This is a genomic window from Novosphingobium bradum, from assembly GCF_042646485.1.
Lineage (GTDB): Bacteria > Pseudomonadota > Alphaproteobacteria > Sphingomonadales > Sphingomonadaceae > Novosphingobium > Novosphingobium bradum.
The window spans coordinates 83,147-101,303 of sequence record NZ_JBHRTQ010000007.1 but is presented as its reverse complement, the minus strand read 5'-3'; the positions used below and the strand labels follow the sequence as shown (position 1 = coordinate 101,303).

The following is an 18,157-nucleotide window of genomic DNA, read 5'->3' as shown; positions in this document are numbered from 1 at the left end:
GCGCAGGGGGATGGCTTGAGCAAGGGCGGCGCGCTATCTGGCGGAACATGGGAACCCTGTTCGGAAAGATGGGCCACAGGCCCGGCAGCGGCACGCGTCGTTCATGGCGGCGGCGGATCGCGACCTGGCTGGCCGCGGGCATCGCCGCCTTCATCGCTGCGAGCCTGTTTTTCGTGCTGCTTTACAAGTGGGTGCCGGTGCCGATCACCCCCACCATGATCATGGACCCCAACGGCTTCTCCAAGGACTGGACAAGGCTTTCGCAGATCGACCGCACCATGGTCGCCGCGGTGATCGCGGGCGAAGATTCGAAATTCTGCACCCACAACGGGTTCGATACCGCCGCGATCGAGCGGGCCTGGCAGCGCAACCAGCGCGGCGGGCGGATCCGCGGCGGCTCCACGATCAGCCAGCAGACCGCCAAGAACGTGTTCCTGTGGCAGGGCGGCGGCTATTTCCGCAAGGCGCTGGAAGCCTGGTTCACCGTGCTGATCGAGCAGGTCTGGGGCAAGCGGCGGATCATGGAGGTCTATCTCAACGTCGCGGAAACCGGGATCGGCACCTATGGCGTGGAGGCCGGCGCCCAGCGCTACTATGGCCATTCCGCCGCCCGGCTCGCCACGGTGGAGGCGGCGCGGATCGCGGCAGCCCTGCCCGCGCCCAAGAAGCGCGAAGTGATCGGCGCCAGCGGCTTCACCCGCCGCCACGGCAATGCCATCGCGGCGCGCAGCACGGTGGTCCGCCGCTCTGACTACGACGCCTGCGTCTATGACTGATCAGCCCCGGGGCGACGGGAATTCCCCTAAGCTCCCGCTGACCATGCCGAAAGGCGCCGATGCTAGACCAGTCTGGCCCGGCGCCCTGACGACGCCCAGCCTGTTCCCCCTGCCCCGGCGGCGGACAGGACGCCGGGCAAGCCCCGTCGCCGCAGCCCACGCGCGCGCTTAGCCGGACCGTCCCGATGACCCGCCCGTTCCGCCCCCTGCCGGCCCTGCCGCTTGCACTCGCCTGCGCGGCCCTGCCCGCCCTGGCCCGCGCCGAGGAAACGCCGCGCCCGCTCGACCTGGCCGCCAGCTACGTGGCCGATACGGTGGCCGTCGCCGACGGCCCGGCCCGGGGGACGCGCTTCGTCGATCTCCTGCGCGTCGATGCCGCTGCCGATCTTGACCAGGCGATCGGCTGGCACGGCGCCCGCGCGGTCCTCACCGTCGAGGCCGGCACCGGCGCCCAGCCCAATGCCCTGGCCGGAACCGTGGAAGGGATCGACAACGCCGAAACCAGCCTCAACCGCCCGCGCCTGTTCCAAGCCTATCTCGAACAGGGGCTGGGCGCGCTGGGCGCGGTGAAGCTGGGCTTCGTCGATCTCAACTGCGATTTCTACGCCACAGAGGCGTCCGGCCTGCTGATCGCCCCGCCTTTCGGGATCGGCAGCGAACTGGCGGCCAGCGGCCCCAATGGCCCGGCGATCTTTCCTTCCACCGCGCCCACCGTGTCGCTGCGACTGACCCCGGCGCCTGACGTCTATCTCCTTGCCGCGGCGCTGAATGCCGAGGCCCGCGTGATCGGCGATCCGGGCGGCCCGGCCCCGCTGCTGCGCGAAGGCGCGCTGCTGATCGGCGAGGCCGGATGGACCGCCGGGGGCGGCAAGCTGGCCCTGGGCGGCTGGGCCTATACCCGCCGCCAGGACGACCAGCGCGATACCGATGCCGCCGGCGCGCCGCTGCGCCGCCGGGCCTGGGGCGCCTATGCCCTGGCCGAACGACCGCTCGGCCCGCGGCTGACCGCCTTCGTGCGCGGCGGGATTTCCGATGGCGATACCACCGCCTTTTCGGGCAGCTTCCAGGCCGGCCTGCTGCTAACGCAGGCGCTGCCGGGCCGCCCGGCCTCGCGCCTTTCGGCGGGCTTCCATGCCGGGTTTATCGCGCCCAAGTATCGCGCCAACCTGGCCGACGCCGGCGATTCGCAGCGCCCGGTCGAGGCCGGCTGGGAGGTGACCGGCGAAGACCAGCTCGCGCCGTGGCTCACGATCCAGCCCGACCTGCAATTCATCCGCGACACCACCCGCCTGCCGGGCAGCCGCGATGCCCTGGTGATGACGCTGCGCCTGACCCTGACCCCGCCCGCGCAGGACTAGCCCCACCCGCCACTTCGCCCTCGCCGCCCTCGCCATCCTTGCCGCCAACCGCCCCTTGTGCGAGGACCGCGCGCAAGGAGACACCGCCTGGGCCTGCATCATCACGACCATGATCCCCGGCATGGGCATGGGCATGGCCATGCCCTGGGCCACGGGCACCATCATGCCCCGGCCAGCCATGGCCGCGCCTTCGCCATCGGGGTGGCGCTGAACACCGCCTTCGTGCTGGTCGAGGCGGTGTTCGGGGTGCTGTCCGGTTCGATGGCGCTGGTCGCCGATGCCGGGCACAACCTGTCGGACGTGCTCGGGCTGGTGGTGGCCTGGGGGGCCAGCGTGCTGGCCGCGCGGCCGCCCTCGGCCCGCTTCACCTACGGCTTCAAAAGCTCCTCGATCCTTGCCGCCCTGGCCAATGCCGCGATGCTGCTGGCGGCGCTGGGCGCGATCACGGTCGAATCGGTGCGCCGCCTGCTTACGCCGGAACCGGTCGTGGGCAGCACGGTGGTCGCCGTGGCGCTGGTCGGCATTCTCATCAACACGGCCACCGCCCTGCTGTTCGCCAAGGGCCGGCACAGCGACATCAACCTGCGCGGCGCCTTCCTCCACATGGCCGGCGACGCGGCGGTTTCGGCCGGCGTGGTCGTGGCCGGCCTGCTCACCCTGCGGACCGGCGCGCTGTGGATCGATCCGGCCACCAGCCTGGTCATCGTCGGCGTGATCGCCTGGGGCACCTGGGGGCTGGCCAAGGACGCGCTCAAGCTCGGCCTCGCCGGGGTTCCGCCGGGGATCGACGAGAGCGCGGTGCGCGCATTCCTGGCCGCCCGGCCGGGGGTGAGCGCGGTCCACGATCTCCACATCTGGGCGATGAGCACCACCGAAACCGCGCTGACCGCGCACCTGGTCATGCCCGGCAACCATCCGGGCGATGCCTTCCTCCACGACCTGGCCCACGAGCTGGAGCATCACTTCGGGATCGGCCATGCCACGGTCCAGGTGGAAACCAGCGCCGATGCCAGTTGCGCGCTGGAAAGTGACGGGGTGGTCTAGGTTCAGCCCCCCTTCAGCGCGGCGACCGCCAGCCCCTGCGAGGCCGCGCCGCGCGGGGTGGCGTGGAGCGCGCCGCCATCGGAAATCACCGTGTGCCCGGTCATGAAACCGGACAGCTTCGAGCCGAGGAACAGCGCCGCCCCGGCGGTTTCCTCCACCTCGCCCAGCCGGCCCAGGGGAATCGCCGCGCTCGACCGCGCGACGAAATCGGCCATGCCGGGATTGGCCGGATCGGCGATCTGCCGGGCCAGGCTGGGGGTAAGATGGGTGCCGGGCACCACGCAGTTCACCCGGATGCCATGGGGCGCCAGCTCGATCGCCAGGGTCTTGGTCAACTGGATCACCGCCGCCTTGGCCGCGCCGTAATGGGCCATGGTCGGCGAGGCCTTCATCCCGGCGCCCGAGGAGAAGGTGACGATCCGCCCCGGTGTGCCCGCCCGCGCCATGGCCAGCGCCTCGGCCTGGCAGCACAGCATGGTGGTGGTCAGGTTGTTGCGGATGGGAATGTCCCAGTCCTCGTCGGTGAGATCGAGGAACGGCCTGGGCTTCTGCCCGCCCAGCCCGCCCACCACGTTGACCGCCACCGCCAGCGGGCCAAGCCGCGCCTCGACCGCGGCAACCATGGCGAAAACTTCCGCGCGGTCGCGCATATCGGCCACCAGGTGGATCGCCTCGCCCCCGGCTGCGCGGATCTCGGCCGCGGTCGCCGCTTCATCGGCTTCCACGATCCCGCAGCAGGCCACCCGCGCGCCCGCCCGGGCATAGAGCAGCGCGGTGGCCTTGCCGATCCCCGAGCCCGCCCCGGTGACCAGCACCACTTCGCCCGCAAGGCCCAGCAATTCATTCATCGGCATTCCCTTCCCGGCCGGCCGCGCCTCAGGCGTGGATCACCACTTCGCAGGCATCGTTGAACACGATCTCGCGCGTGACATGGGCATTGCCGTGCGGCCCCCCGCCCCACGGCACCATGACCGTGGAATAGACCCCGCTGCCGCCGGCCACCAGCACCAGCACGTTGTCCGCGCTGGCGATCGCCGGCACGAAGCGATCGGGATCGGGCGATGGCCGGCCGGTGCGGGCGCGGCTGATCGCCTCGGCGCTCTGCCCGGCGCGGCGCACCAGGGCATCGATCACGCCCGCCCGGTCCAGCCCTTCGCGGGCCAGCGCCTGGGCATGATCGGGGTTGAGCACCACGACCACGGTCCCATGGGGAAAGCTGACATTGTTGTTGCCGATCCCGGCGATGGTGGCAGCGAGGCAATCGAGCAGCCGGTCGGCCATCGGCTCGCCATCGGGGCTGGGCGGGACCAGCACCGAGATCGGCGAACCCACGCAGGCCACCGTGACCGCGCTGGCTTCGGCGGCGAGGCCCAGGCTGGCGTGGAGCGGGGGAAACGGGCTGGCCTCGGCATCCTCGCCCAGGCAATAGGCGATCGAGCCGGGCTGGCCGAGCAGCGCCATGGCCGAAGCCCCGGGCCAGACCCCGCCCAGGTTGATCAGGCACAGCCGCACCGCGCGGCCGATGGCCAGGTTGGCGCGGTGGCCATAGCCCAGCGCCCCGAAGCCACTGGCAATCGCCAGGTCGCGCACCGCCGGGCCGCTTACCAGCAGCAGCGGGGCGACCTGGTGCGTGGTCACCTGCATTTCGGTGACGTCCATCCGCGGATCGCACAGCGCCGAAATCGCCGCCAGCACCACCGGGAAATGCTCGGGCAGGCAGCCGGCCATGACCGCGTTGACCGCGATCTTCTCCACCGTGGCGGCGCCCAGGTTCGGCCCGATTTCGCCGAGCAAGAGGTCGGCATCGTAGCCGGCATAGGCCGCCACCTCGATCATCGCCCGCACCCGCTCCTCGGTGGGCAGGATCACCGGCAGGCCATCGGTGGCGCGCAGGCGATAGAGTTCCTCCTGCAAGGCGTCTTCGCTGGCGCCGGTCAGGCGATTTGAAATCAGCTCAGGCTGCATCGGCCAGTGCTCCCTGCCAGGTGGCGATCAGGCGCGGCGCGGCTTCGCGGGCGATGGCCGCGATGCGCGCCGCGCCGGTCCCGGCCACCGGATGGGGCAGGCGCACCCGGGGCACGTCGGGCATCCCGACCGAGCGGGCAACGAAGTGCGAAGCCTCGTAGAACTTGTCGCTGATGAGCGTGCCCACCGGCAGGCCCGCCCGCGCCAGGTTCACCGCATCGCGCGTGGCGCTGGAGGTGCAGCTCCCGCAATGGCCCAGCGCGGTCACCGCCACGTCGTTTTCCGAGGCCACCCGGGCGATCAGCTCCGGCTCGGCGATCAGCGAGGCATTGGGGCATTCATAGAGCGAGACCCGCGCGCCGGGCAGCAGCTCGACCAGCACCTCGCCCAGGGCGCGCAGCAGGTTGGTCGCATCGAAGAAGCAGTTGGACAACAGCCCGATCCGCAGCCCATCCCGGCGCGGATCGCACGCCAGCGCATAGGGCGTGACCGTCGGCCCCCCCTGCCCGCGCGGATCGAGAATGGTGATGGTCATGCTGCTCTCCCGGCATGGGCCGCCTGGCGCGGCCTCGCTGGGGCAAGGGTAGCATGGCGCCATGGCCGGCAAAGAGCAAAAGCTGCCGCCGATCGCCCGCGCGATCTGCCAGGACGGCGGCCCGTCCGCTGCCCGGGTGGTGCGGCGCCCAATGCAAGACCGCCCCGGAAGCGGAGTTCCGGGGCGGTCCTGGTGATCTGGTTTCAGGAAGCGGGGATCAGGCCGCCTGTTCCTTGGCGCCGTGGACCCGCACCGGTTCCTTGCGGCCTTCCACTACGTCCTTGTCGACCACGACTTCGGAAATGCCTTCCTCGGTCGGGATATCGAACATGGTGTCGAGCAGCAGGCCTTCGACGATCGAGCGCAGGCCGCGCGCGCCGGTCTTGCGTTCGATGGCCTTCTTGGCGATCGCTTCGAGCGCATCGTCGGTGAAGGTGAGCGTCACGTCTTCCAGTTCGAACAGCTTGGCGTACTGCTTGACCAGCGCGTTCTTCGGTTCCTTGAGGATCTTGACCAGGGCCTCGATATCAAGGTCGTTCAGGGTCGCGATCACCGGCAGGCGGCCGACGAATTCGGGGATCAGGCCGAACTTGAGGAGATCCTCCGGCTCGGCCTTCTGGAGCAGTTCGCCCACCCGGCGCTTGTCGGGATCGGCTACGTGCGCGCCGAAGCCGATCGAGCGCTTCTGCAGGCGGTCGGCGATGATCTTCTCGAGGCCCGCGAAGGCACCGCCGCAGATGAACAGGATGTTGGTCGTGTCCACCTGCAGGAATTCCTGCTGCGGATGCTTGCGCCCGCCCTGCGGCGGAACCGAGGCCGTGGTGCCTTCCATCAGCTTGAGCAGGGCCTGCTGCACACCCTCGCCCGACACGTCGCGGGTGATCGAGGGGTTTTCGGCCTTGCGGCTGATCTTGTCGATCTCGTCGATGTAGACGATCCCGTGCTGCGCCTTTTCGACGTTGTAGTCGCTCGCCTGGAGCAGCTTGAGGATGATGTTCTCCACATCCTCGCCCACGTAGCCCGCTTCGGTGAGCGTGGTGGCGTCGGCCATGGTGAAGGGCACGTCGAAGGTTTTCGCCAGGGTCTGGGCGAGCAGGGTCTTGCCCGAGCCGGTCGGCCCGACGAGCAGGATGTTGCTCTTGGAAAGCTCCACCTCGCCGCCCTTGCCGCTGTGCTTCAGGCGCTTGTAGTGGTTGTGCACCGCCACCGAGAGCACGCGCTTGGCCCGGTCCTGGCCGATCACGTAATCGTTCAGGGTCTCGAAGATATCGCGCGGCGAGGGGACGCCGCCGTCCTTCTTGCCGGCGATGCCGGCCTTGGTTTCCTCGCGGATGATGTCGTTGCACAGCTCCACGCATTCATCGCAGATGAACACGGTCGGGCCGGCGATAAGCTTTCGCACCTCGTGCTGCGACTTCCCGCAGAAGCTGCAGTAGAGGGTGCTCTTCGCGTCTGATCCGCTCAGTTTGGTCATGCCTTTTCCTGTACGCCCGCCTGACGCGGAGACTCGCCGAGTCTAACCTCGCGAGAACGATAATCAATCCTGCGCTTCGAGACACCTGTCCTTGCGGATGCCTGAAGCGCCCTGCCTGACCAGATGCCTGCCCCGGCTAATGGTTTCTACCCGGTGACCCGTTCACCGCGGCAGCCCATCAGCCCGGGCGCTCACTCACCCGTCGCCTCGCCGACGGCGTCGGTCGCGGGACGGCTTTCGAAGACCTTGTCGACGAGGCCGAAGGCCAGCGCCTCCTCGGCCTCGAGGAAGGTATCGCGATCCATCGCCTTCTCGATCTCGTCAAGGCTCTTGCCGGTATACTTCACGTAGAGATCGTTGAGGCGCTTTCGCATCCGCAGGATCTCGCGCGCCTGGATCTCGATGTCGGAGGCCATGCCGCGCGCCCCGCCCGAAGGCTGGTGGACCATGATCCGCGCGTTCGGCAGCGCGATCCGCATCCCCGGCTCGCCGGCGGCCAAAAGGAACGAGCCCATCGAGGCGGCCTGGCCGATGCACACGGTGGACACGCGCGGGCGAATGTACTGCATGGTATCATGGATCGCCATGCCCGCCGTCACCACGCCGCCGGGCGAGTTGATGTACATCGAGATGTCCTTCGAGGGATTCTCGCTCTCCAGGAACAGGAGCTGGGCCACGATGACCGAGGCCATGTGATCCTCCACCTCGCCGGTGACGAAGATGATCCGTTCGCGCAGCAGGCGCGAATAGATGTCGAAGCTGCGTTCGCCGCGGCTGGTCTGCTCCACCACCATGGGCACGAGCGCGCCGGTGACGGGATCGACGGTGAACTTACCCTGCGCGCCGGCGGCGCCGAACAGATCGAGCATGAAGGTCCTCATTCGGTTGCCGGGCCTATGTCGCGTGATGGGGCGCGATGTTCAAGGGCATTAACCGCGAAAAACGGGGGAACCCGCGAATCCGGCGCGGATCGGCCACCATCGCCCCCAGCCCTCCGACCGGTCCGCTCCGGAACAATGCGACCCGCCTCGCCCCCCGAGTTCCACAGGGTCACCCTATCGCGCGATAGGCGGCTGGCGGCAACGGCGGGCGGACTGTTCCGATGTGGAGCGGTCATCTTGGGTGCAATGCACAAACCGGCGTAAACTGCCGCTTTGCAAGCATCACAGCGGAGATCGGGCATGGCCACCTTGGGCACCAGCGGCAACGATACCATCGTCGGCACGGCCGGCAACGACACTGTTTTCGCGGGCGGCGGCGGCGATGCCGTGGTCGGTTCGGCCGGGACCGACCAGATCTTTGGCGGCGACGGGCACGACACGATCTTCGGCGGCGCCGACAAGGATGTGATCAGCGGCGGCGCCGGCAACGACCAGCTCTATGGCGGCGGCGGGGACGACGTGATCGCCGGCGGCGAAGGCAACGATCTCATCAACGGCGGCGTGGGCGCCGATATCATCATCGGCGGCACCGGGGTCGACAAGCTGTGGGGCGGCGATGACCGCGACGTGTTCACCTACATCACCCGCGGCGATTCGGGGGTGGGCCTGGGCGCGCGCGACATCATCGCCGATTTCCAGCACGGGATCGATCGGATCGACCTGGTCGCGCTTCACCTTACCGCCGGGATGGTCAGCCTCTCGGCCTCCTATGGCGGCAGCTCGGCGGCAACCGCCTATGCCCAACTGCTCCAGGTCGATTTCGACGGTAACGGTTCGGTCGATTTCGAGGTCCAGCTCAATGCCTCCCACGGCGCCGTGACCCTGGCCGACCTCGTGCTCTGACGGCAGCGGGGCCACGGCCCCGCCCAAATCGCGCCAGCAAACGACGGCCAGCCCCAACGAAAAGGCCCCGGATCGCTCCGGGGCCTTTTTTCTGTCTGGCGATGGGCCGCTAGCGCCCCCAATCGCCCGGAGTCAGCCCTCAGGCCTTCTTCTTGGCCGGGGCCTTCTTCTTGGGTTCAGCTTCGGCTGCCGGGGCTTCATCAGCCTTCGCCGCGGCCTTCTTGGCCGGAGCCTTCTTCGCCGGCTTCACCTCATCGGCAGCCTCGGCGGCGGGCGCTTCGTCGGCGGCTTCAGCCTTCTTCTTGGCCGGAGCCTTCTTCTTGGCGGCAGGCTTGGCGCCGTGATCGTGGCCGCAGTCCGGGCCGTGGACGTGGCCCGACCCGGTGCCTTCTTCCGCCTCGATCGCGGCCTGGAGCTCGTCCTTGGTCACGGTCCGCTCGGTCACTTCGGCCTTGTCGAACAGGAAGTCGACGACCTTGTCCTCATAGAGCGGGGCGCGCAGCTGGGCGGCGGCGAGCGGCTCGGAGCGGACATATTCGAGGAACCGCTGGCGGTCTTCCGGGCGATACTGCTGGGCAGCCTGGCTGAGCAGCATCGACATTTCCTGCTGCGAAACTTCCACGCCGTTGGCCTGGCCGATTTCCGACAGCAGCAGGCCCAGGCGCACGCGGCGCTCGGCGATCCGCAGGTAGTCGTCCTTCTCGGCTTCCAGTTCCTTGACCGCGGCCTCCGGGTCTTCCTCGTGGCTGGCCTCGTGGGTGAGCTGCTGCCAGATCTGGCTGAACTCGGCCTCGACCATCGAGGGCGGCACGGCGAAGTCGTGGCCCTCGGCCAGGATGTCGAGCAGCTGCCGCTTCATCTGGGTGCGGGTAAGGCCGGCCGTTTCCTGCTCAAGCTGGCCGCGCAGCAAGCCCTGGAGCTGCTCGAGGCTTTCGAGGCCGAGGTTCTTGGCGAACTCGTCGTCGATCGTGGTCTCGCCGGCAACCTTCACCGCCTTCACGGTGACGTCGAAGGTGGCTTCCTGGCCCTTGAGGTTCTCGGCCGGGTAGTCTTCCGGGAAGGTGACCGTGATCTGGCGCTCCTCGCCGGCCTTCACGCCGACCAGCTGCTCCTCGAAGCCGGGGATGAAGCGGCCCGCGCCCAGTTCGAGCGCCACGTCCTCGGCCGTGCCGCCATCGAACGCCACGTCGCCGACCTTGCCGACGAAGTCGATCACGACCTGGTCGCCGTTCTCGGCCTTCTTGCCCTTCTTGGCATCGGTGAAGCTCTTGGCACCGGCGGCGATCCGCTCAACCGCTTCGGCCACGGCCTCGTCGCTCACCGGAACGACCAGCTTTTCCAGCTTCAGGCCTTCGAGCGAAGGCGCCTCGATCACGGGCAGCACTTCGAGCGTGATGGTCAGCTCGGCGTCCTGGCCCAGGTCATAGCCCTCGCCCAGGGTCACCGCCGGCTGCATCGCGGGACGCAGGCCATTGTCGGCCACCAGCTTGTCCATCGCCTCGCGGATCACCGCCTGGAGCGCATCGTTGTGCAGCGCCGGGCCGTGCATCTTCTTGACCAGGTTGGCCGGAACCTTGCCGGGGCGGAAACCGGGCATCCGCACCTGCGGAGCGATCTTGCTCACCTCGCCCTCGATCCGCTCGGCGATCAGCGTCGCGGCGATGGTGACCGTGTAGCCGCGCTTCAAACCCTCGTTCGTGGTCTCGACAATCTGCATGGTGATAAATGCCTTCTCAACAACGCGTTGCGGCTTCGCACGGCGCGGGAGACCCTGGGGAACTGGTGCGGGCGAAGGGACTCGAACCCCCACATCTTGCGATGGCAGGACCTAAACCTGCTGCGTCTACCAGTTCCGCCACGCCCGCGATCGACGAAGCCCGAATTCCAAGAGCCGTGGCCCGTAGCGATGTCGCGCGAAAAGGGCAAGCGCTGGCGGGAGAGCCGGCCTATATTGGGGGCAAGTCGCCGGATTCGTCCGGCACCATGCCGTTCCAGGAGACACTCATGGCCACCCAGCCCCCGCCCCGGCCCGACCAGGCCGACCCGATCGACCCCAGCCTGCCCGGTGAACTCCCCCCGGCGATCACCCCCGACGAGATGCCCGACGAACCGCAGGGCGTGCCCGAAGTTGCGCCGGATTTCGACCAACCCGACACCGGGCCAAGCGAGGTGCCCGAATACTGAGGCGGAGGCCTGGACCAGCGAAGCGGATGCCGCGCTGATTCACCGCACCAGCGCGGCCAGCCCGGCCCACCAGCCCGTGGGCGAAACCGTCGGCTGCGCCACCGGCAGTGCCGGACAGGCCAGGCACAGCGCCTGCGCCCCTTGCGCGCCCATCAGCCGCTCGGCCATGGTCATGGCCGAGCCCAGCCGCCCCTGCTGGAGCCGCGCAAGGCGGGCGACCGCATCGGTTTCGGGCGCGGCGCCGTCGTCCGATCCGGCCAGCCTTTCCAGCAGCGAGGCATAGGGATTGGCGTTCTCGCCGAGGTAGACCGGGTGCCAATCGCCCTTGCCCAGTTTCGCCTGGCCCGCGACCCATGCCAGCGCATCGTCAAGCGTGCCGAACTGGTCGACCAGCCCCAACTGGCGGGCGGTGCCCCCGTCCCACACCCGCCCTTGCGCGATCCGGTCGATCTCGGCGAAGCTCTTGCCGCGCGACCTGGCCACCAGGCCGACGAAGCGGGCATAGCCCGATTCGATGCCGGCCTGGAGCATCCCGTCGATCTGGGGCGTGAAGCCGCCCAGCACGTCGGGCTGGCCCGATAGCGGCGTGATCCGCACCCCGTCCGATTTTACCCCGATCGCGGCAAGCGAACGCTCGAACGAGGGCAGCACCGCGAAGATCCCGATCGAGCCGGTCACCGTGCCGGGTTCGGCGAAGATGCGGGCGGCGGGCGTCGAAACCCAATAACCCCCGCTCGCAGCATAGTTGGCCATCGAGACGGCCACGGGAATGCCCCTCGCCTTCGCCCGCACGATCGCCTTGCGGATCTGTTCGGAGGCCATGACCGAGCCGCCCGGCGAATCCACCCGGACCACCAGCCCGGCAAGGTCCCTGCCCTCCTTGCCGTCGATCAGGGCGGCCACCCGGTCGCCTCCGGCGGCGCCCGGCCCGGCCGCGCCATCGACGATGTCTCCGGCGATGGTCAGCACGCCGATCTTCCTGCCGCCGGTGGGCAGCGGATGGGCGGCCAGCAGGGCCGCCGCGCTGGAATGGGCGAACCGACCCGGCCGGTCGTCAACCGCGTCCTTGCCGGCGATCGCGGCGACGCGCTGGCCGAATTCCACCCGGTCGCCGATCCGGTCGACCAGCCCCGAGGCCAGCGCCGCGCGCGCCGGATCGCCGCCGGAGCCCTTCATCCAGCCAACCGGGTCCTTGATCACCAGATCGAGCCGCGCTTTCGGCCGGGCCGCGCGCACGTTGGCCTGCCACTGGCCGAACACCGCCTCGACCACCGCGGTGCGGGCCTGGCGCGAGGCATCGGACATGGAATCGCGCTCCCACGGCTCGATCGCGTCCTTGAAGGTGCCGACCTTGTAGACGTGGACAGTGATCCTGAGCTTGTCGAGCAGCGCCTTGAAATACTGCTGCTGCCCGCCGGGGCCGAGCACGTAGAGCGCGCCCATCGGGTTGATCCAGGCCTCGCTGGCATGGGCGGCCAGCAGCACGGCGGCATCGTCGTAGCCGGTCGCATAGGTCAGCACCGGCTTTTTGGCGGCGCGCACCCGGTCCATCGCCGCACCCAGTTCGGCCATGTGGACGAAGCCGCCGCCGGTGAAGTCCGACAGGTCGAGCACCACCGCCTTGATCCGCCGGTCGGCCACCGCCGCATCCAGCGCGCGAACGAGGTCGCGGGCGCGGTATTGCGGGCTGGGCAGGCTGCCGGACGACAGCACGGCAAGCGGTTCGGGGGAGGCGGGTTCTTCCACCACCGGCCCCTTCAGCCGCAGCAGCAACGCCCCGTCGGTCACCGCCCCCGGCCCCGGCCGCATCGCCAGCACGGCATAGAGCAGGCCAAAGAACAGCAGCATGAACAGCAGGACAAGGCCGTCCTTGATGCCTACGAGGAGGTGCCAGACCTTGCGCGCGAATATCATTATGAAGCCCGTCATCCCTCGTTCGGACCAGTCAGCCTAGCAGCCAGGACCACCACCGCAAGACAGCCCGGCCAACGAACCGGGGTGCTGGTCCGCCACTCCCAACTGGCGACGGGTCGGGTGCGGCAGACCGGCGAAACTCCGTCCATCCCAAATTGACACGGCTTCCCCGGCGACATTGACTAGGTTAAATGCGTAGGTATAAATCTCTAAGATAAACGTGCTTAATGGGCTGCACATTTTCCAAGTTGCCTGCATAGGGGATGATGGTCATGGCCGTGACAACAAGCATGACCCCAAGCTATCTTGGATCTGTTGGCGATACGGGCGTCTATTCACTCAGCCTCGGCGGGATCGGCCTGTCCACCATCCAGTCCATCACGATCCGCGATGACAACATCGTGTCCGGCGGGACCGGCGCGGCAAGCGGCTTCGACCTGGACTTCATCAAGCTGTCGAGCACAAGCACCACCAGCGCCTCCACGGCCTCGAGCCTGGCCGGCCTCGCGGTCTTTGACTTCGTGAGCCGGGTTTCGTTCCAGCGTGGCTTCGAGCAGGCATGGTCGGTGGGCGACACGGCGTCGTGGAACCGCTCCTACCTGTTCGGAACCAGTTCGGCGGGGGCGTTCCTTCCGGGCACAGCCTCACTCGCCGCGCTCGATGGCTCCAACGGCGCCGAATTCGGTGCGGTTTCGCTGGGCGAGGGCGGATACATCACGTTCACTTTCGCCCAGCCGGTCAGCACCTCTGGCCTCTATCTCTACTTCGGCGATGTCGGCGGCGGGAATGACGGCGTCTATGTCGTGGCCTCCGATGCCACCAGCACGACATCGGGCAGCGGCATTACCGTGACCGGGACGAGCGGAGCCGACGATATGCGGTTCGGCGTCGGCTTCAATGCGACGATCGGGGCCGGCGACGACAACATCTCGGGATCGGGCGGAAACGATTCGATCGGCGGCGCGGCTGGCAACGACACCCTGGCCGGCAATGCCGGAAACGATGTGATCGACGGCGGCACCGGCATCGACGTGGCTGCCTTCGGGTTTGCCCGATCCCTGGCAACGATCACCCATTTCAGCAATGGCGCCTTCCAGGTTTCATCGAACGCGGAAGGGATCGATCAGGTGACGGGCGTGGAGCAATTCCGCTTCAGCGACGGCCTCTACTCGTTCCAGTACAAGTCGCCAGGCGGTGTCGCCCTGGCCAATTTCGCCGCCGGAGCCGGCGGCTGGAGCAGCCAGGATGCCTATCCCCGCCACCTCGCCGACATGAACGGCGACGGCTATGGCGACATCGTCGGCTTCGGCATTGCCGGGGTCCTGGTATCCTATGGCGGCGCCGGCGGCACGTTTTCCCAAGCCAGCGTGGCCGTGGCCAATTTCGGCCAGAACGCCGGATGGACATCCGACAACCAGTTTCACCGCGAACTGGCTGACATCAATGCCGATGGCCGTGCCGATATCGTGGGCTTCGGCATCAGCGGGGTCTATGCCTCGCTGGGCAGCGCCGGCGGGTTCGGCAATGCCCAACTGGTGCTCGCCAACTTCAACCCCGGCAACGGATGGTCAAACCAGGACAGCTACACCCGCCTGCTCGCCGACGTGAACGGCGATGGACGCGCCGATATCGTCGGTTTCGGCCAGGCCGGCACGCTGGTCGCGCTGGCCCAGGCCGGCGGCACCTTCGGAGCCGCCAAGCTGGTCCTTTCCGACTTCGGCGCCGCTCAGGGGTGGACCAGCGACCGCACGTTCCACCGCGTTATGGCCGACGTCAACGGCGACGGGCGCGCCGATATCGTCGGCTTCGGCCAGGCCGGGGTCCTCGTGGCGCTGGCCGATGGCGCCGGCGGCTTCTTCGCGTCCAAGCTGGGTCTGGCCAATTTCAACCCCGGCTCCGGCTGGGCGAATCAGGACGCCTATCCCCGCCTTGCCGCCGACGTGAACGGCGACGGCAAGGCCGACATCGTCGGTTTCGGCCAGGCCGGCGTGCTGGTCGCCTTCTCGAAGGGCGACGGTACCTTTTCCGACGCGTCGCTCGACCTTGCCAACTTTGGCCAGGCAAGTGGTTGGAGCAGCGATGGCACCTACCACCGCGAACTGGCCGACATGAACCATGATAACCAGATCGACATCGTCGGATTTGGCCAGGCCGGCGTTTACATCGCCCAGCACGACATCATCCTCTAGCCCGCCGAACCTTCCCGCCCGCAAGGCGACAGGCCTTGGCCATGCGAAATCCAGCCAATCGGTGGACATCTTGCCACACCGCGCTTGTGACTGCGCCAGCCTGTCCCTAAGGCACCGTCTTCAATGACATCCGCGAAAAACCCCATGGGTGCGGGCTCCGGGCGCTATCCGGCCGGGAGCCTTGCCTTTCCCCATCGCAACCTGCTGGGCCTCGCCGGCCTTGCACCCCACGAGCTGTTGTTCCTGCTGGATGAGGCTGAACAATGGGTGGAACTGAACCGCCAGCCCAAGAAGCGCGCGGATCTGCTGCGCGGCCTGACGATCATCAACGCCTTCTTCGAAAACTCCACCCGCACCCTGCTCAGCTTCGAGATCGCCGGCAAGCGCCTGGGGGCCGACGTGGTCAATATGCACGCGGCAACCTCCAGCGTGAAGAAGGGCGAGACCCTGATCGACACCGCGCTGACGCTCAATGCCATGCGCGCCGATGCGATCGTGATCCGCCATGCCAGTTCGGGCGCGGTGCGGCTGATCGCCGACAAGGTCGATTGCCCGGTGCTCAACGCCGGTGACGGCCAGCACGAACACCCCACCCAAGGCCTGCTCGACGCGCTCACCATCCGCCGCGCCCTGCGCGCGCGCGGCGAGACAGAGGAAACCTTCAGCGGTCTCAAGGTGGTGATCTGCGGCGATATCCTGCACAGCCGGGTCGCCCGCTCCAACATCCACGCGCTCACCACGCTGGGCGCCGAGGTGCGGGTCTGCGCGCCGCCCGCGCTGATGCCGGAGGGGATCGAGCAGCTGAAGGTCAAGGCCTTCCACGATTTCGACGCGGCGCTGGCCGGAGCCGAAGTGGTGATGATGCTGCGCCTCCAGCTGGAACGGATGCAGGGCCAGTTCGTCCCCTCCCCGCGCGAATATCGCCACCTCTATGGCCTCACCCTCGATCGGCTCGGCAAGGCGGCGCCCGGCGCGCTGGTCATGCACCCCGGCCCGATGAACCGCGGCATCGAGATCGACAGCAACGTGGCCGATCTTGTTGGCGAGGTGGGGGCCATGCAATCGCTCATCACCACCCAGGTCGAAATGGGCGTGGCCATGCGGATGGCCTGCCTCGACGTGCTGACCCGCAAGGCGCGCGCCATGGAGGGCTGGGCATGATTTCCACCCCGCTGACCATCGTCAATGCGCGGCTGGTCCTCCCGGCCGGCGTGCCCGTTGCAGGCGCCTTGCGGACCGAGGGCGATCGCATCGTCGCGGTCGGCCCCCAGGTTGCCGCCCAGCCGGGCGATCGGGTGCACGATGCCAAAGGCCTGCTGGTCACCCCGGGGCTGGTCGATCTTGGCGTTTTCGCGGTCGACAAGCCGGCCTTCCACTTCGGCGGGATCACCCGCGCCGGCCTCATGCCCGACCAAGGCCCGCCGCTCGACCACCCGGCCCGCGTCCGCTTTGCCGCGCAGTCGGGCAAGCCGGGCCTGTGGGTCCACCCGCTGGCCGCCGCCACCCGCGCGCTGGAAGGCGCCGAGATCGCCGAGATCGCCCTGATGCGCGAGGCCGGGGCGCGGGCGGTCAGCACCGGGCGCGGGTGGATCGCCGATTCGGGCACCATGCTGCGCCTGCTGCGCTACTGCGCGATGCTCGACATGGTCGCCGTCACCCATGCCGAGGATGCCGGCCTTGCCGGCAGCGCGGTTGCGACCGCCGGCGAGATGGCCACTCGCCTCGGCCTGCCCAGCGCCCCGGCCGAGGCCGAAGCGCTGGCCGTCGCGCGCGACATTGCGCTGGCCGAAGTGGCCGGCGCGCGGCTGCATATCCGCCAGGTGACCACCGCCGCGGCGCTGGATCTCGTCCGCGCGGCCAAGCGGCGCGGCGTGGCGGTCACCGCCGGGGTGACGCCAGCCCATTTCATGCTCTCGGACACCGCGCTGGCCGATTTCCGCACCTTCCTGCGGCTCTCCCCGCCCTTGCGCGGCGAGGCGGACCGCAAGGCGGTGATCGCGGCCATCGCCGACGGCACGATCGACGTCATCGCCTCGGGCCACGATCCGCGCGGGCCGGAAGACAAGCGCCTGCCCTTCGCCGATGCCGAACCGGGCATGGCCGGCGCCGAAACGCTCCTGCCGATGACCCTCTCGCTGGTCCGCGACGGAGTGATCGATGTCGCCCGCGCGCTCGACCTCCTCGCCGCGACACCGGCCCGCCTGCTTGGCGTTGAGGCCGGCCGGCTGGAGGCGGGCTGCGAGGCCGACATCGCGGTGATCGACGCCGACCGGCCGTGGATCGTCAATTCCGACAAGATGGCGGCAAGCGCCGGCAATACGCCGTTCGACCGGCAGGGCGTCCAGGGCCGCTGCGTGGCGCTGTTCAAGGGCGCCGCGCAGGTCGCCTGAGGCCGGCGGGCGCTGCCGCCAGGCTGGCGCGCTACCAGCCGCGCCGCCAGCCGCCGTGGGCGGCGCCGTCCATCCAGCCCTGGATACGGTCGAAGCGCTGGGCGATGGACCAGATCGCCCGGCGATCGCCCTCGTCGCACTCGTCGCGCGAACGGTCTTCCAGGCGGTCGATGGCATCGTGGATCCGCTCGGCCGTGTCGGGGTCGATCTCGCCCTCGCGCTGCTCGTGGCGCAGCCGGCCTTCCAGTCCGCGCGCGCGCTCGCCCGAGCAGACCGAACGCATCGCCCAGTCGCCCCCGCCCGGCCCCGAGCCGAGCCATACGCCCCAGCTCTGCGCCTGGCCCGCCGTCGCGGTCATCAGCGCGCCGGCCGCCACGGCCAGCGCCATTCCCTTGTGCATATATTTCTCCTCACCTTCGCGTTTTCGCCCCGGAGAGATGGATATGCGCGGGATTTTGGAGCGAGCCTGAACAGGCCGGTCGGCAAGCGTTCAGGCAAGCGCCCCAAACAAGAGCCCCGCCGGTTTCCCGGCGGGGTCTGCAAG

At 68.8% G+C, this 18,157-nt stretch carries 17 protein-coding genes and 1 tRNA gene; 9 read left to right on the top strand and 9 right to left on the bottom strand.

The window, feature by feature from the left end; genetic code table 11:
• Positions 1–68 precede the first annotated feature (68 nt).
• From mtgA to ACFOD9_RS06400, 4 genes are all read left to right on the top strand, one after another.
• On the top strand, positions 69–776 hold the full coding sequence (gene mtgA, locus ACFOD9_RS06415; protein ID WP_379509950.1) for a monofunctional biosynthetic peptidoglycan transglycosylase: 708 nt from the start codon (positions 69–71) through the stop codon (positions 774–776).
• A gap of 185 nt (positions 777–961) precedes the next feature.
• Entirely contained in the window at positions 962–2,134 is a 1,173-nt protein-coding gene (locus ACFOD9_RS06410) for a carbohydrate porin (protein ID WP_379509262.1), read from the top strand.
• 55 nt (positions 2,135–2,189) lie between these two features.
• Positions 2,190–2,345 (top strand): hypothetical protein, encoded by a 156-nt coding sequence (locus ACFOD9_RS06405; protein ID WP_379509982.1) that lies wholly within the window; start codon positions 2,190–2,192, stop codon positions 2,343–2,345.
• The gene (locus ACFOD9_RS06400; RefSeq protein WP_379509949.1) at positions 2,279–3,178 is read left to right on the top strand and encodes a cation diffusion facilitator family transporter; all 900 of its coding nucleotides are present in this window, start codon (positions 2,279–2,281) and stop codon (positions 3,176–3,178) included. Before ACFOD9_RS06405 ends, ACFOD9_RS06400 begins: the two co-directional genes overlap by 67 nt.
• A gap of 2 nt (positions 3,179–3,180) precedes the next feature.
• Here ACFOD9_RS06400 and ACFOD9_RS06395 read toward each other — a convergent pair whose 3' ends face one another.
• From ACFOD9_RS06395 to clpP, 5 genes are all read right to left on the bottom strand, one after another.
• Positions 3,181–4,026 carry an SDR family NAD(P)-dependent oxidoreductase gene (locus ACFOD9_RS06395; RefSeq protein ID WP_379509261.1) on the bottom strand — a complete coding sequence of 282 codons (846 nt, stop codon included), beginning with the start codon at positions 4,024–4,026 and terminating at the stop codon, positions 3,181–3,183.
• Positions 4,027–4,054: 28 nt separating this feature from the next.
• A complete protein-coding gene (locus tag ACFOD9_RS06390; protein ID WP_379509260.1) occupies positions 4,055–5,143 on the bottom strand; it encodes a hypothetical protein in 1,089 nt (362 codons plus the stop codon).
• On the bottom strand, positions 5,133–5,678 hold the full coding sequence (locus ACFOD9_RS06385) for a UGSC family (seleno)protein (RefSeq protein ID WP_379509259.1): 546 nt from the start codon (positions 5,676–5,678) through the stop codon (positions 5,133–5,135). Before ACFOD9_RS06385 ends, ACFOD9_RS06390 begins: the two co-directional genes overlap by 11 nt.
• A gap of 217 nt (positions 5,679–5,895) precedes the next feature.
• Positions 5,896–7,152 carry an ATP-dependent Clp protease ATP-binding subunit ClpX gene (gene clpX / locus ACFOD9_RS06380; protein WP_379509258.1) on the bottom strand — a complete coding sequence of 419 codons (1,257 nt, stop codon included), beginning with the start codon at positions 7,150–7,152 and terminating at the stop codon, positions 5,896–5,898.
• A 191-nt stretch (positions 7,153–7,343) separates the two neighbouring features.
• On the bottom strand, positions 7,344–8,021 hold the full coding sequence (gene clpP / locus ACFOD9_RS06375) for an ATP-dependent Clp endopeptidase proteolytic subunit ClpP (protein WP_379509257.1): 678 nt from the start codon (positions 8,019–8,021) through the stop codon (positions 7,344–7,346).
• 312 nt (positions 8,022–8,333) lie between these two features.
• Here clpP and ACFOD9_RS06370 point away from each other — a divergent pair, with 312 nt between their 5' ends.
• The gene (locus tag ACFOD9_RS06370) at positions 8,334–8,936 is read left to right on the top strand and encodes a calcium-binding protein (RefSeq protein WP_379509256.1); all 603 of its coding nucleotides are present in this window, start codon (positions 8,334–8,336) and stop codon (positions 8,934–8,936) included.
• 139 nt (positions 8,937–9,075) lie between these two features.
• Here ACFOD9_RS06370 and tig read toward each other — a convergent pair whose 3' ends face one another.
• On the bottom strand, positions 9,076–10,653 hold the full coding sequence (tig, locus tag ACFOD9_RS06365) for a trigger factor (RefSeq protein WP_379509255.1): 1,578 nt from the start codon (positions 10,651–10,653) through the stop codon (positions 9,076–9,078).
• A 63-nt stretch (positions 10,654–10,716) separates the two neighbouring features.
• Positions 10,717–10,801: transfer RNA gene (locus tag ACFOD9_RS06360), tRNA-Leu, on the bottom strand.
• A gap of 139 nt (positions 10,802–10,940) precedes the next feature.
• Here ACFOD9_RS06360 and ACFOD9_RS06355 point away from each other — a divergent pair.
• Positions 10,941–11,120: a hypothetical protein gene (locus ACFOD9_RS06355; RefSeq protein ID WP_379509254.1), complete on the top strand. Its 180-nt coding sequence runs from the start codon at positions 10,941–10,943 to the stop codon at positions 11,118–11,120.
• 39 nt (positions 11,121–11,159) lie between these two features.
• Here ACFOD9_RS06355 and sppA read toward each other — a convergent pair whose 3' ends face one another.
• On the bottom strand, positions 11,160–13,034 hold the full coding sequence (gene sppA / locus ACFOD9_RS06350; RefSeq protein WP_379509253.1) for a signal peptide peptidase SppA: 1,875 nt from the start codon (positions 13,032–13,034) through the stop codon (positions 11,160–11,162).
• A gap of 290 nt (positions 13,035–13,324) precedes the next feature.
• Between sppA and ACFOD9_RS06345 the strand changes: the two genes are divergently transcribed.
• The 3 genes from ACFOD9_RS06345 to ACFOD9_RS06335 all read left to right on the top strand — a co-directional run bounded on the left by ACFOD9_RS06345 (position 13,325) and on the right by ACFOD9_RS06335 (position 17,613).
• A complete protein-coding gene (locus ACFOD9_RS06345) occupies positions 13,325–15,223 on the top strand; it encodes an FG-GAP-like repeat-containing protein (protein ID WP_379509252.1) in 1,899 nt (632 codons plus the stop codon).
• Positions 15,224–15,346: 123 nt separating this feature from the next.
• Positions 15,347–16,384: an aspartate carbamoyltransferase catalytic subunit gene (locus ACFOD9_RS06340; protein ID WP_379509251.1), complete on the top strand. Its 1,038-nt coding sequence runs from the start codon at positions 15,347–15,349 to the stop codon at positions 16,382–16,384.
• Complete coding sequence (locus ACFOD9_RS06335) at positions 16,381–17,613, top strand: dihydroorotase (protein WP_379509250.1); 1,233 nt, start codon at positions 16,381–16,383, stop codon at positions 17,611–17,613. Before ACFOD9_RS06340 ends, ACFOD9_RS06335 begins: the two co-directional genes overlap by 4 nt.
• A 31-nt stretch (positions 17,614–17,644) precedes the next feature.
• On the opposite strand, the gene ACFOD9_RS06330 is transcribed toward ACFOD9_RS06335, so the two are convergent.
• The gene (locus ACFOD9_RS06330; RefSeq protein ID WP_379509249.1) at positions 17,645–18,013 is read right to left on the bottom strand and encodes a histidine kinase; all 369 of its coding nucleotides are present in this window, start codon (positions 18,011–18,013) and stop codon (positions 17,645–17,647) included.
• Between the last annotated feature and the right edge of the window lie 144 nt (positions 18,014–18,157).

Bases quoted from the DNA above. Each gene is read 5' to 3' on its own strand.
- clpP (WP_379509257.1), bottom strand. From the start codon at position 8,021: ATGCTCGATCTGTTCGGCGCCGCCGGCGCGCAGGGTAAGTTCACCGTC.
- sppA (WP_379509253.1), bottom strand. From the start codon at position 13,034: ATGATATTCGCGCGCAAGGTCTGGCACCTCCTCGTAGGCATCAAGGAC.
- ACFOD9_RS06355 (WP_379509254.1), top strand. From the start codon at position 10,941: ATGGCCACCCAGCCCCCGCCCCGGCCCGACCAGGCCGACCCGATCGAC.
- ACFOD9_RS06370 (WP_379509256.1), top strand. From the start codon at position 8,334: ATGGCCACCTTGGGCACCAGCGGCAACGATACCATCGTCGGCACGGCC.
- clpX (WP_379509258.1), bottom strand. From the start codon at position 7,152: ATGACCAAACTGAGCGGATCAGACGCGAAGAGCACCCTCTACTGCAGC.
- ACFOD9_RS06390 (WP_379509260.1), bottom strand. From the start codon at position 5,143: ATGCAGCCTGAGCTGATTTCAAATCGCCTGACCGGCGCCAGCGAAGAC.
- ACFOD9_RS06345 (WP_379509252.1), top strand. From the start codon at position 13,325: ATGACCCCAAGCTATCTTGGATCTGTTGGCGATACGGGCGTCTATTCA.
- mtgA (WP_379509950.1), top strand. From the start codon at position 69: ATGGGCCACAGGCCCGGCAGCGGCACGCGTCGTTCATGGCGGCGGCGG.
- ACFOD9_RS06340 (WP_379509251.1), top strand. From the start codon at position 15,347: ATGACATCCGCGAAAAACCCCATGGGTGCGGGCTCCGGGCGCTATCCG.
- ACFOD9_RS06410 (WP_379509262.1), top strand. From the start codon at position 962: ATGACCCGCCCGTTCCGCCCCCTGCCGGCCCTGCCGCTTGCACTCGCC.
- ACFOD9_RS06395 (WP_379509261.1), bottom strand. From the start codon at position 4,026: ATGAATGAATTGCTGGGCCTTGCGGGCGAAGTGGTGCTGGTCACCGGG.
- ACFOD9_RS06330 (WP_379509249.1), bottom strand. From the start codon at position 18,013: ATGCACAAGGGAATGGCGCTGGCCGTGGCGGCCGGCGCGCTGATGACC.
- ACFOD9_RS06385 (WP_379509259.1), bottom strand. From the start codon at position 5,678: ATGACCATCACCATTCTCGATCCGCGCGGGCAGGGGGGGCCGACGGTC.
- tig (WP_379509255.1), bottom strand. From the start codon at position 10,653: ATGCAGATTGTCGAGACCACGAACGAGGGTTTGAAGCGCGGCTACACG.
- ACFOD9_RS06335 (WP_379509250.1), top strand. From the start codon at position 16,381: ATGATTTCCACCCCGCTGACCATCGTCAATGCGCGGCTGGTCCTCCCG.